Annotated in this window: 10 protein-coding genes and 2 tRNA genes; 7 read left to right on the top strand and 5 right to left on the bottom strand. The window is 62.8% G+C overall.

Features of this window, described 5'->3' with window-relative positions:
• Window positions 1–86: 86 nt before the first annotated feature.
• Genes EV700_RS09315 through EV700_RS09305 form a run of 3 tightly spaced genes read left to right on the top strand, consistent with a single transcriptional unit; the run spans window position 87 to window position 4,220 of the window.
• Entirely contained in the window at window positions 87–1,628 is a 1,542-nt protein-coding gene (locus EV700_RS09315) for a DUF4118 domain-containing protein (protein WP_207224626.1), read from the top strand.
• Window positions 1,625–2,311: a two-component system response regulator KdpE gene (gene kdpE / locus EV700_RS09310; protein WP_130413044.1), complete on the top strand. Its 687-nt coding sequence runs from the start codon at window positions 1,625–1,627 to the stop codon at window positions 2,309–2,311. The genes EV700_RS09315 and kdpE overlap by 4 nt, the downstream gene beginning before the upstream one ends.
• 31 nt (window positions 2,312–2,342) lie before the next feature.
• On the top strand, window positions 2,343–4,220 hold the full coding sequence (locus EV700_RS09305; RefSeq protein WP_130413042.1) for a potassium transporter Kup: 1,878 nt from the start codon (window positions 2,343–2,345) through the stop codon (window positions 4,218–4,220).
• 3 nt (window positions 4,221–4,223) lie between these two features.
• Here EV700_RS09305 and EV700_RS17210 read toward each other — a convergent pair whose 3' ends face one another.
• Entirely contained in the window at window positions 4,224–4,928 is a 705-nt protein-coding gene (locus EV700_RS17210; RefSeq protein WP_130413040.1) for an energy transducer TonB, read from the bottom strand.
• A gap of 118 nt (window positions 4,929–5,046) precedes the next feature.
• On the opposite strand from EV700_RS17210, the gene EV700_RS09295 reads away from it, so the two are divergent.
• From EV700_RS09295 to EV700_RS09280, 4 genes are all read left to right on the top strand, one after another.
• Window positions 5,047–5,122, top strand: a tRNA-Ala gene (locus tag EV700_RS09295).
• Window positions 5,123–5,127: 5 nt separating this feature from the next.
• A tRNA-Glu gene (locus EV700_RS09290) sits at window positions 5,128–5,203 on the top strand.
• Between the two features lie 140 nt (window positions 5,204–5,343).
• The gene (locus EV700_RS09285; RefSeq protein ID WP_130413654.1) at window positions 5,344–5,781 is read left to right on the top strand and encodes an HIT domain-containing protein; all 438 of its coding nucleotides are present in this window, start codon (window positions 5,344–5,346) and stop codon (window positions 5,779–5,781) included.
• A gap of 255 nt (window positions 5,782–6,036) precedes the next feature.
• Complete coding sequence (locus EV700_RS09280; protein ID WP_130413038.1) at window positions 6,037–7,248, top strand: iron-containing alcohol dehydrogenase; 1,212 nt, start codon at window positions 6,037–6,039, stop codon at window positions 7,246–7,248.
• Between the two features lie 61 nt (window positions 7,249–7,309).
• On the opposite strand, the gene EV700_RS09275 is transcribed toward EV700_RS09280, so the two are convergent.
• The 4 genes from EV700_RS09275 to EV700_RS09260 all read right to left on the bottom strand — a co-directional run bounded on the left by EV700_RS09275 (window position 7,310) and on the right by EV700_RS09260 (window position 12,619).
• Window positions 7,310–8,548, bottom strand: coding sequence for an oxygenase MpaB family protein (locus tag EV700_RS09275; RefSeq protein WP_130413036.1), 1,239 nt, complete (start codon window positions 8,546–8,548; stop codon window positions 7,310–7,312).
• 151 nt (window positions 8,549–8,699) lie between these two features.
• On the bottom strand, window positions 8,700–9,860 hold the full coding sequence (locus EV700_RS09270) for a sterol desaturase family protein (RefSeq protein ID WP_130413034.1): 1,161 nt from the start codon (window positions 9,858–9,860) through the stop codon (window positions 8,700–8,702).
• Between the two features lie 22 nt (window positions 9,861–9,882).
• The gene (locus EV700_RS09265; protein ID WP_130413032.1) at window positions 9,883–10,284 is read right to left on the bottom strand and encodes a GFA family protein; all 402 of its coding nucleotides are present in this window, start codon (window positions 10,282–10,284) and stop codon (window positions 9,883–9,885) included.
• 151 nt (window positions 10,285–10,435) lie between these two features.
• Window positions 10,436–12,619, bottom strand: coding sequence for a 3-hydroxyacyl-CoA dehydrogenase NAD-binding domain-containing protein (locus EV700_RS09260; RefSeq protein WP_130413030.1), 2,184 nt, complete (start codon window positions 12,617–12,619; stop codon window positions 10,436–10,438).
• Window positions 12,620–12,629 lie beyond the last annotated feature (10 nt).

Below are 12,629 nucleotides of genomic sequence, written 5' to 3'. Positions count from 1 at the left end.
ACACCTTTTTTACCTGCCGGACTTTATCTTTAGCCTGAAGCGATGACGCCCACGTGCGTTTCCCGCATCGCGGAGGGCAAATGATCATGGATTCTTCCACGGATATCCGGCAAAACGGCGGTTATGGCGTGACAACCGGCGCCTGTGCGCTGACAGCGGCGGGCGGCGTCTTCCTGCAACCGTATCTGGATCTGGTCAACATCGTCATGCTGTTCCTGCTGGTGGTGCTGATCGCCGCCACGCGCTACGGGCGCGGTCCGGCCGTACTGGCCGCCCTGCTGGGTGTCGCCCTGTTCGATTTCTTCCTGGTGCCGCCGCACTTGTCCTTTGCCGTTTCTGACGCCCAGTACCTGATCACCTTTGCCGTGATGCTGGCGGTCGCCCTGACCACGGCGCATCTGGCCGCGAACCTGCGCCAGCAAGCCCGGACGTCGGCCCGGAAGGAACGGCAGACCCGCCTGCTCTATGAACTGGCTCGTGAACTGGCCGGGGCGCTGACCATCGCTCAGGCGGCCGATGCCGTGCAGCGCTTCCTCAGGGATCTGGGACTGGAGGCGGCGCTGATGCTGCCCGATGACAACGATGTCCTCCATGTCCTGCCGCTATCGGAGGGTGCGATGGTACACGTGGACATGAATCTGGCCGGAACCGCCTATCGCCAGAACGAACAGGTGACGCTGGACCGCCTGGAGGTCTTTGGCGAGGCCTCCGCCTATTTCCCGCTGAAAGCACCGATGCGGGTCCGGGGAGTGCTGGCCGTCCATGCCACGACCGACAGCCTGAGCGGCTTGCCGGAACACCGGACATTACTGATGACGGCGGCCTCGCTGACCGCCATTGCGCTGGAGCGCCTGCATTACGTGGATGTCGCCCAGAGCACCCAGCTCGAGATCCAGTCCGAACGGCTGCGCAGCTCGATACTCTCCGCCCTCTCGCACGATATCCGCACGCCGCTGACCGCGCTGGTGGGGCTTGCCGACTCCCTGACGCTGACCGCGCCGCCGTTGCCGGCGTCCGCTCATGAGACCGCGGCCGCGATTGCCGAGCAGGCGGGCCAGTTGCATCGTCTCGTGGAGAACCTGCTGGACATGGCCCGGCTCAACGCCGGTGATCTGCGGCTGCGCAAGGAATGGTGCCTGATCGAGGATGTGATCGGTTCCAGCCTGAAATTGCTGCATCACACCTTGGAACCTTACGACATCCGGATCGAACTGCCCGCCACGCTGCCGCTGGTCGAGTTCGACGCCGTGCTGATTGAGCGCGTTCTGGGCAATCTGCTGGAAAACGCCGCCAAGTATTCGCCGCCGGGCAGTCGCATCACCCTTGAAGTCAGCACAACCGCCGGGGCGCTGGAGGTATCCGTCTGCGATACCGGCCCCGGATTGCCGGCGGGGCTGAAGTCCGAGGACCTGTTCCGTCTCTTCGTCCGCGGCGAGGAGGAATCGGCCATCCCGGGAGCAGGCTTGGGCCTGGCCATCTGCAAGACCATCATCGAGGCCCACGGCGGCGCGATCCAGGCCTGCAACCCGAGCGGCGGCGGCGCCTGCTTCCGCTTCAGCCTGCCGCTGGGTGCCGCACCCGAACTGGATGACGAAGCGATTGTGCTGGCCCGGAGGGAGGCATCATGACCGACCACGCCCCGCTGATCCTGATTGTCGAAGACGAGCGGCAAATCCGGCGTTTCATCCGTTCCGCGCTGGAATCCGAGGGCTGCGCGGTGCGGGAAAATGATCGCGGCCGCCCGGGCCTGCTGGACGCGGTTGCCGTCAAACCCGATCTGGTGCTGCTGGATCTGGGCCTGCCGGATATCGACGGCGTCGAGTTCATCCGCGACTTGCGCTCCTGGAGTTCCGCGCCGGTGATTGTCGTGTCGGCGCGCAGCGATGAACGGGAAAAAATTCTGGCGCTGGATGCCGGTGCGGATGATTACCTGACCAAGCCCTTTGGCGTCGGCGAACTGCTGGCCCGGGTGCGGGCGCTGCTGCGCCGTCGCAACGCCGCCCACAACAGCCCGATCATGCAGTTTGGCGAGGTCACGGTGGATCTGGCGCGGCGGCAGGTCAGTCGCGCCAACGCCGAAGTGCATCTGACGCCCATCGAATACCGCCTGCTGACCACCCTGCTCGCCAGTGATGGCAAGGTCCTGACCCACCGCCATCTTTTGCGCGAGGTCTGGGGATCGGCCTATGTCGAAAGCAACCATTACCTGCGCATTTACATGGGTCACCTGCGCCAGAAACTGGAACCCGACCCCGCCCGGCCACGGCACTTCCTGACGGAAACCGGTATCGGCTACCGCTTCCAGCCCTGAAACCTGACATCCCCACCCTTCCGGAGACATCATGACTGCATCCACCAGCCGCCACCGGCTGCCCTTGCTGGCCCTGACCGCCCTCGGCGTCGTATACGGCGACATCGGCACCAGCCCGCTTTACGCACTGAAGGAAGTCTTCGCCGGCGCGCAACACGCGGTTCCGATCACCCATGCCCATATCCTCGGCGTGCTGTCCGTGATTTTCTGGTCGCTGATCGGCGTGGTATCCCTCAAATACGTCAGTTTCGTCATGCGCGCCGACAACCGCGGCGAAGGCGGCATCATGGCGCTGATGGCCCTGGTGCTGCGCGGCGCCCGCGACAAGCCTTATGCGCCCGTGCTGATGCTGGCCGGCCTGTTCGGCGCCGCCCTCTTTTACGGGGATGGTGCGATCACGCCCGCCATTTCGGTGCTGTCCGCGATGGAAGGCCTGGAGATCGGCACCCCGGCGTTCAAACCTTATATCGTGCCGCTGACGATTGCCGTGCTCGCCCTCCTGTTCGCCTTCCAGAAGCATGGCACTGCGCGGGTCGGCAGTCTGTTCGGCCCTGTCGTAGTGGTCTGGTTCGCCACGCTGGGCGCGCTGGGCGTCAACGGAATCGCCGCCAACCCGGAAGTCCTGCAGGCGCTGAACCCCCGTCATGCCCTGGGCTTTTTCCAGGCCGAACCGACCATCGCCTTCCTGTCGCTGGGCGCGGTGTTCCTGACGCTGACCGGCGCGGAAGCGTTGTACGCCGACATGGGCCATTTCGGGCGCAAGCCCGTGCAACTGGCCTGGTTCGGGCTGGTATTACCCTCGCTGACGCTGAACTATTTCGGCCAGGGGGCGCTGCTGCTGGCCAATCCGGCGGCCATCGACAATCCTTTCTATCGCCTGGCACCCGAATGGGCCATTTATCCGCTGGTCGGCCTGGCCACCCTCGCCACGGTAATCGCCTCGCAGGCCGTCATCTCGGGCGTGTACTCCATTACGCATCAGGCCATGCAGCTGGGTTATGTTCCCCGCGTTGCGGTGCAACACACCTCGGATCGCGAAGCCGGGCAGATTTATCTGCCCGGCATCAATTGGCTGTTGTTCCTGGCGGTGGTTGCGCTGGTGCTGGGCTTTGAATCTTCCACCCGGCTGGCCGCCGCCTACGGGATCGCCGTCTGCGGCACCATGATCATCACAACCCTGCTGACCTTTGTGGTGATGCGCCACATCTGGGGCTGGGGCCTGGCGGCATCCCTGCTCGTATCCGGACTGTTCATGACGGTTGACCTGGCGTTCCTGGCGGCCAATATCACCAAGATCGCCGACGGCGGCTGGCTGCCGCTGGTGCTGGGAGGAGGACTGTTTGTGCTGATGACCAGCTGGAAGCGGGGGCAGGCCTTGTTGCGGGCGCGACTGGATACCGAGGCGCTGCCGCTGGCCGACTTTATCGACCAGGTGGCGGATCACGTGCCGACCACCGTGCCGGGGACCGCCATCTTTTTGACCCCGCAACCGGCCGCCGCACCGCACGCCCTGTTGCACAGCCTGAAGCATTACAAAAGTCTGCATGAACGCATCATCATCCTGACCGTGGCAACGCTGGACATTCCCTATGCCGCGCCACAGCAGCCGTTGACGGTAGAACGTCTTAACGATCGCTTTTACCGCGTCGTCATCCGTCATGGCTTCATGGAGGAAACGGACCTGCCCGCGATCCTGCCGCTGTGCTCCCGTCAGGGACTGGAACTGGACCTGATGGACTGCACCTTCTTTCTGGGGCGGGAAACGCTATTGCCGCAACGGGGATCAGCCATGGCTTACTGGCGGGAGTTGCTGTTTGCGGCGATGTTCCGCAATGCAGGGAATGCCGCCGCCCACTTCCACCTGCCGCCCAACCGGGTGGTGGAAGTGGGAGCGCAGATCGCCCTGTGAAGATCAGCGCACGGCGGTCAGGCGGAACTCCAGCGGCACCTGCACCCACTCCGCCACCGGGGCCTCGCCGCGCCGGGCAGGCCGGAAGCGCCATTGCGCCGAGACCACCTGCACCGCCGCCCGGTCCAGCCGGGTGAAACCCGACGATTGCGCCAGACGGACCTCGCCCGGACGGCCTTCCGCCGTGACCAGAACCCGCAACACCACCACGCCGCTTTCCCCGCGCATCCGCGACAAGCCGGGATACTCGGGCAGCGGGTTATCGGCCGTTCCGGGCTGGAAATACGGTAATACGAGTGCTTCACTACCGCCGGACACTGTTCCGGCAGGGGCACCGGACCCTGCCGGAGCCGACTCGCCAGTAGCGGCAGCCGACGGCATATCGCGGCTGGCGGGCGCAACCGGTTCCGGGGAAGCTGGCGTTTCCGGCAACGGCGACGTGTGTTGATCCAGCGGCGACGGACCGCTTGTGCGCGCCGGCACAGGCTGTAGCCTGCTTTCAAACGGCGGTCGGCGACTGCTCCCCGGTGCGCGCGCGGAAACAGCAGGCGACGACAGCAGCGCCGCGCTGCCCGCCTGCCGGACATCCAGATGCCAGGCGGGTACCTTGCGCCCGTCCGTCCCCGGGGAAGGGAATCCCAATAACAACAGGGAATGCGCGGCCAGCGACAGGATCAACGCCAGAACCAGGGGGGAAGGACGTGACATCGGCGGACAAATAACCGGACATGAATAAATAGCGGACAATCATAGCATGGACATGGCGGATTGATTTGACAGGCGCGGTTTAGGTGCCTAGAATCCGCGCCCACGACGTACAGTGTTTGGGGCTATAGCTCAGCTGGGAGAGCGCTACAATGGCATTGTAGAGGTCAGCGGTTCGATCCCGCTTAGCTCCACCAAATACGTCCCCATCGTCTAGAGGCCTAGGACATCGCCCTTTCACGGCGGTAACCGGGGTTCGAATCCCCGTGGGGACGCCAGATCAAGAACCCGCATTACAGCGGGTTTTTTGTCGTCTGGGGGACAGGAAAGCTTTCAATCGGCGTGTGGCGGCCGCAATAGGCAGACGCGATTGGCGGTGGTATATTTGCGCTGCATTTTTTGGGGCTATTTCCATACCATGTTTACGCTGCATCCACGTTTGGCAGAAGATACTCTCCCCTTGGGCGACTTCCCGTTGTGCACCTGTCGGCTGATGAACGACATGCACTACCCCTGGCTGGTGCTGGTGCCGCGCGTGCCCGGCGTCCGCGAAATCTTCGAATTGTCCGTCCGCGACCAGCAGCAGTTGCTGCGTGAATCGTCGTGGATCAGCGAGCAACTGTCGAAATATTTCCGTGCCGAGAAGATCAACATCGCCGCCTTGGGCAACCAAGTGCCGCAGCTGCACGTGCATCATGTGGTGCGCTACAGCAACGACGCCGCCTGGCCGGGTCCGGTCTGGGGCAAGCACCCGTCCATGCCCTACACCGCCGAAAACCTCAACTTCATGCGGGAAACGCTGATGCTGGCCCTGCGCGGCCGCGAAGGCGTGCCGTTTGACTGGAAGCTGAGCTGATCCCGCTTCCCGGGTGTTCTGAAAAAGCAGGCTTTGGCCTGCTTTTTTTATGCCCGCCGTTTATGTCACCCTGATCCCTCAATTGTGTTTCACGGCCAACTTGTACGATCGTGCTTGTTACCGCGTCCGCCATTTGATAGCGTCGACAATCATCGTGATAAACGCGGCGTCGGGAAACCGTTAATGTGCTGACAATGTACATTAACAACTCTTCCTATCCTGCTATTTTTAAACATAATACAAGGTCAAACCGGCATGTCCCATCTCACCACCGTCCTCAAATCCAAAGCCAAGCTCGCCGCCCTCAAGCTGGCCGTCACCGTGCTGCCCGCGCCGCGCCCGATCGTGCTGATGGGCCCGGATTCGGCGCTGCAATTGTGCGGCACCGTCTCGCACATGGGCGTCAGGAAGGTGTTGATCGTCACCGACGCCGTGCTGCACAAGCTGGGCGTGATTGATCCGGTTACCGCCCGGCTGAAGGAATACGGTGTCGAGACCGCCATCTTCACCGGCGTTACCCCCGATCCGACCGTGAGCGTGGTGGAAAAAGGCCTGAGCATGCTGCGCAATGAGCGTTGTGACGCCGTGCTGGCGCTGGGCGGCGGCTCGTCCATCGACGCCGCCAAGGTGATGGCGCTGGCCGCCGGCAACAGCAAGCAGCCGCGCGACCTGATCGGCATCCTCAAGGCGCGCAAGCCGTCGCTGCCGCTGTTCGTCATTCCCTCCACCACCGGCACCGGCTCGGAAGTGTCGATCGGCGCGGTCATTTCCGACGACCAGACCCACCAGAAAGGCATCGTTATCGATCCGCGCGTGGTGCCGGTAGCCACCGCGCTCGATCCGGTGATCATGAAAGGTATGCCGCGCTCGATTACCGCCGACACCGGCATTGACGCCCTTACCCACGCCGTCGAAGCCTGGGTGGCGGAGTTCGCCAACGAAGACACCGATTTCTTCGCCGGAGCCGCGGTACGCATGATCTTCAACCACCTGCCGGTGGCCTACGCCGACGGCAACAACCTGGAAGCGCGCGAGGCGATGGCGCTGGCCTCGCACTACGCCGGACTGGCGATGAACAAGGCCGGGCTGGGTTACGTGCACGGTATCGCCCACCAGCTGGGCGCGCATTACGGCATTCCGCACGGTCGCGCCAATTCCATCGTGCTGCCGCATGTGCTCGACTTCAACCGCGATGTCTCCGCCGCGCGTCTGGCGAAGCTGGCGCGGCTGAGCGGCATCAGCACCAGCCAGAGCGACGCCCAGGCCGCCGACACCTTCATCAGCCATGTCCGCAGCCTGCTGACCGACCTGAACATCGACACCCGCGTCCCCAACATGAATGCCGCCGACTTCCCGGACATGATCGCCGCCGCCTTCACCGAAGTGCACGGCACCTACGCTGTACCGAAGTACATGCAATACGACGATGCGCTGCATATCCTGCAAACCCTGAAAAACGCGTCCTGATCGCGTCGCCCTCAAACAAAAGGCCCCGAAAATCGGGGCCTTTTGTTTTGCGGAGCATGGATTAACGGGTGAACTGTTCCACCGCCTTGTATTCCGCCCCGCGCTGTCCCAGATGCAGCCGCAGCCAGCGGTCCGCCGAGCGCTGCGCCTGCCGGTCGCGGAAATCATCGGCCCAGCGGCTGTGACGACGGATCGTTTCCAGCCCGAACACCAGCGGGAACTGCGCCAACGGCGCCAGCCCCCATAGACCCGGACTCGGCAGGCGATGATGGCGGAAGGTATGGCGCGGCAGATAGAACCAGGTCATGCCCAGTTCCAGCCAGTAATCCAGTTTTTTGCGCAGGAAGGTGAAGCCGGAATCCTCATCTCCGGGCGCGAACGAGTTGATATAGGAATGCGCCAGCTGACGCCCGTCTTCCCCGGCATGCTTCGGCCCCTTGATGAAGGAAGCCAGCAACAGGCTCAATCCTTCCTCCACGGTTGAGGGATACCACTTCGGCTGAACTCCCATGATGTGGCCGACATAACGCCAGAAATGCATCATCGCCTCGATCTCGCGGCGGCTGGCGCGATAGCCCATTGCCTGCAGGCCGATACCGGGCGCAATGCTGCCCGCAATCAAGGTCAGCAAGGCATCACCCTGACTGATCGGCATACCCCAAGCCTCCAGATTCCATTTCGGATGACGCAGCAGCCCCTTGCGCACGAAAACATGCATCAGCCGCACCTTCATCGCCGTGCGCACGCCGATACCGCCCGGCCGCATGCCGCCCGGTGACGAGACATCGCGCCAGAATCCGGCAGTTTCCAGAAAGCGCCGGTTTGCCGACTCGCCCGCATAGGCGCCGGTGAACACCAGCGGCTTGGTCACCGAGTTTTCCTGATAGGCGTCCAGCGTGATCGCCCCGAGAAAACCGTACAGTTGCGGGCCGTAGCGACGGAATACCCGAGCGCCCAGTTCCACCTGCGCCCAGTCGACCCACGCCGGGTCTTTTTCCGCTTCGGCAAACAGGGTTTTCAGACTGTCGGGGGCATCCGGCACCGCCTGCGCGCCCTGTTCCAGCGCCCGCTCGACCATCGCCCGCCCGGCGGCCTGCCCCTGCTTCAGGTAAACCTCTTCCACGAAGCGCTCGGCGACCGGGTCGGCATCGTAATAGGATTCGGCCCAGGTGCGGATCACCTCGTCCGGCAATGTCGGCTCCTGACGCATCAGCACGCGCGCCAGACGCACCCGCCAGACATTGACCGGCTTGCGGATATTCTCGAAATACTGGAACTCGGTGGGGATGGGCCGGGACATGCTGCTACTCCGTCAACAGAGCTGATTGTCGTTATGTTCCAAGCAGTGTCAGGGCTAACTTACAAAGTGTCAATTAAATTTGGATGATTGTCCGGAAAACAAAAAGGCAGGGAGAATTCCCTGCCTTTTTGAGTAGATCACGGCCAGTTCGTCACTTGCCGCTGTTATCCCCCGCCGAACTTCCTTCCGGCTTCCAGGTAAACGGAAACTTCAACTGCTTTAGAAAGCCGTTCGGCACGTAATCGCCCAGCACGCCGTAATCGGAAGGCCACTTGCGGTCCGATTTCACCGCCGTCCCGAACAGATGGTCGAGAAAGGCGAAATGCGCGGCGTAATTCCGGTCCAGCGCTTCCACGTCCTGCGAGTGGTGCCAGTGATGGAAATTCGGCGTTACGATCAGGTATTTCAACGGCCCCAGACTGACCTTGACGTTGGCATGATTGAACACCGCCTGGAAACCCACCACCACGATATAGGCATCAATCACATCCTTGGAAAAGCCCAGCACGAAGACTGGCGCCAGCACCAGCACGCGGGTGATCAGCAGCTCCAGGATGTGTTGCCGCGACCCGGCCAGCCAGTCCATGCTCTTGACGCTGTGATGCACGGCGTGCAAGCGCCACAGCAGCGGCACCTCGTGATAGGCGCGATGCGTCCAGTACTGCACCAGATCGGCCACCAGGATGATCAGGAACAGCGCCACCCAGAACGGCAGCCCCTGCACCCAGCCCTGGATGCCGTCCTTCACCGCCCAGCCGAACATGCCCTGCAATACATGGTTGGTCACCAGGAGCACCAGACCAACGCCCAGATGGTTGACCATGAAGTGCTGCAGGTCGGTTTGCCATTCCGGCCGGAACACAGCTTGCGGGCGATGCGGAAACAGTTTCTCGATCAGCACGAAAATCACCGTCGATTTCAGCAGGTCCAGGATCAGCCAGTCGAGACCGATATAGGGCGTGTTATCCGCAAACTCCCCCACCGGCACCCGGTGGCCGCCCATCATCGCCGCCAGGATGATCAGGAAGAACGCCGACCCGGACAGCCAGCGCGCCCGGTCCAGCACGATGTTGAACAGGGCGATGCCGCCGCCGCTCATCAGGCTCCAGAACAGGATGTGGCGCAGCAATTCGACATCGTAGACGTGACGCAATTCCGGCGTGGTCAGATAGGCCGGAAAGTGGAAGGCCAGCACCCCCAGGAAGGACAGGATGCCCAGGCCAAGGGCAATGACGCCGGACACCATGCCGACGCCGCGCGGCAGGTGGCCGCTACTTTCGGACAGGCGGTTGAGTTTGTCGAGTTCACGCATGCGGATCGTCCCTGAGTGGTTGTTATTGGGGTTTCATGGCGCTGTAGCGCGGCAGGTCGTCGGCCACGGTTTCCCAGTCGGCCTTGGAGTCGATGTAGATATGATAGGCGTTTTCGCAGCGGAACGGCGTCTCGATGGTGCCGAGGCGCAGGCGGATCACGCCCGGCAAGTCATCCCGGGCGCTGTACAGCGGGCTGCCGCATTGGCTGCAAAAGACGCGGGCCTTGTGTGGCACGGCGCGGAATTCCTTCAGCAGTTCACGGCCCTGGACAATACGGAAACGCTCGGCCGGAACCGGGCTGACGGCGACGTAAGCCGAGCCCTGGGCCTTGCGGCACATGGAACAGTGGCACATCGAGATTTCCTCGATCTGCCCGTGATATTCGTAACGGATGCCGTTGCAGAGACAGCTGCCGGTCAGCATGGCGGATTTCCCCGGAAAAATGTCCGCAAAACTTAACACAGCCGCCGTGCGTACCGGTAACCGGATTCGCCCCGGACGGTTGGTGATCGCCCATGAAAAAACCCGCGCCGTTGCCGACGCGGGTTTCCTGACCTTCAGGCGGAAACGTTCCTTATTGGAAAGTCTCGCCCTTTTCAGCCATGTCGCGCAGCAGCTTCGGCGGCGTGAAACGCGCACCGTGCTTGGCCGCCAGTTCATCAGCGCGGCGGACAAACTCCTTCACGCCGATGAAGTTGATGTACTGCAACTGACCACCGGTCCACGGCGCCATGCCGATCCCGAAGATGGAACCGATGTTGGCATCCGCCACCGAACGCAGCACGCCTTCTTCGTAGCAGCGCGCCGCTTCGATCGACTGGCGGTACAGCAGGCGCTCTTGCAGCTCGGCAAAGTCGGCCGGGCTGGGTTGCGCCTTGTCGGCCTTCATGAAGGCCTTGAACAGTTCCGGCCAGATGAACTTCTTGCCGTCAGCAGGATACTCGTAGAAGCCCGCGCCGTCCTTCTTGCCCGGACGCTTGAACTCGTTGAGCATCTTGTCGATCACCGGCACGGCGGCATCCACCGGCAGCGGTGGCAGGCCTTCGGCAGCCAGATCCTTTTCGGTTTGCAGGCGGACCTTGCGGGTCAACTCCAGGTTAACTTCATCCAGCACGGCCAGCGGGCCAACCGGCATGCCCGCTTGCGCGGCGGCTTGCTCGATGGAGATGGGGTTCCAGCCTTCGGCCAGCATGTTCACGCCTTCCATGCAGAAGGTGCCGAACACGCGGCTGGTGAAGAAACCACGGCTGTCGTTGACGACAATCGGGGTCTTCTTGATCTGCAACACGTAGTCAAAGGCCTTGGCCAGCGCTTCGTCGCCGGTTTCCTTGCCCATGATGATTTCCACCAGCGGCATCTTGTCGACGGGCGAGAAGAAATGCAGGCCGATGTAGTTCTTGGCGTTGCGCGAGGCTTCGGCCAGACCGGTAATCGGCAGCGTCGAGGTGTTGGAGGCCATCACCAGTTCGGCACCACAGGCGGCTTCGGCGCGCTTGGTGACGTCGGCCTTGATCTTGCGGTCTTCGAACACGGCTTCGATCACCAGGTCGGCACCGGCCAGCAGGCTGTAATCCGTGGTCGGGGTGATCAGCGCCAGCTTCTCGGCGGCGGCTTCCTTGGTCATCTGACCCTTGGAGACACGCTTTTCCAGCAGCTTCTGGGTGTAGGCCTTGCCACGCTCGGCGGCTTCCTGGGCAGCGTCAATCAGCACCACTTCAATGCCCGACATGGCGGAGACATAGGCAATGCCCTGACCCATCATGCCCGCGCCGAGGATACCGACCTTCTTGCTCTTCCACTCGGGGTAAGTCGTCTTGGAAGGACGCGAACCGCCGCCATTGATCTTCTGCAGGTCGAAGAAAAAGGCCTTGATCATGTTCTTCGAGTGCTTGCCGACGGCCAGCTTGGTGAAGTAACGGCCTTCAATCTTCAGGGCGCTGTCGAAGTCGACCTGCGCGCCTTCGACGGCGGCGCACATGATCGCCTTCGGCGCGGGATAGTTGTCCTGAGCGCCCTTCAGCTGCTTGCGCAGGTTGGAGGGGAACGCGGGCAGGTTCATCGCCAGCGCCGGGGTGCTGGGGGTGCCGCCGGGCATCTTGTAACCCTTCACATCCCAGGCTTGCTGGGCGGCCGGGTTGGCCAGAATCCAGGCGCGGGCCTTGGCGATCATCTCTTCCGGGGTTTCGGCGATTTCGTCGATGATGCCGGCGGACAGCGCCTTGGCGGGCTTCATGCGCTGGCCTTGCATCAGCACGTTCATCAGGCCGTTCTGGATACCCAGCATGCGGATGATGCGGGTGACGCCGCCGCCGCCGGGCAGAAGGCCCAGGCTGACTTCCGGCAGACCGAACTCGGCCTTCGGGTTGTTCAGGGCGATACGGCGATGGCAGGCCAGGGCGATTTCCAGGCCGCCGCCCAAGGCGGTGCCGTTCAGGGCGGCCACGACGGGCTTGCCCAGGGTTTCCAGCACACGCAGCTGGCGCTTGATCTCGGTGACACCGGCTTCAAACTGGGCGGCATGTTCGGGACCGGCCTGGATCAGCGTCTTCAGGTCGCCGCCGGCAAAGAAGGTCTTCTTGGCGGAAGTAACGATGACGCCCTTGATGTCGGCCTTCTCGGCTTGCAGGCGGGCGACGGTGTCGGCCATCGAGCGGGTGTACAGCTCGTTCATGGTGTTGGCGGACGAGGTCGGGTCGTCCAGGGTCAGGGTGACGATATTGTCCGCGTCTTTTTCCCAACGGATAGCTGTCTGGGTCATGGTGTTATCT

The sequence above is a fragment of the Fluviicoccus keumensis genome, assembly GCF_004217445.1.
GTDB classification, from domain to species: Bacteria; Pseudomonadota; Gammaproteobacteria; order Pseudomonadales; family Moraxellaceae; genus Fluviicoccus; species Fluviicoccus keumensis.
Note: the sequence above shows the minus strand (reverse complement) of the source record. Positions and strands in the feature narration are given on the sequence as shown.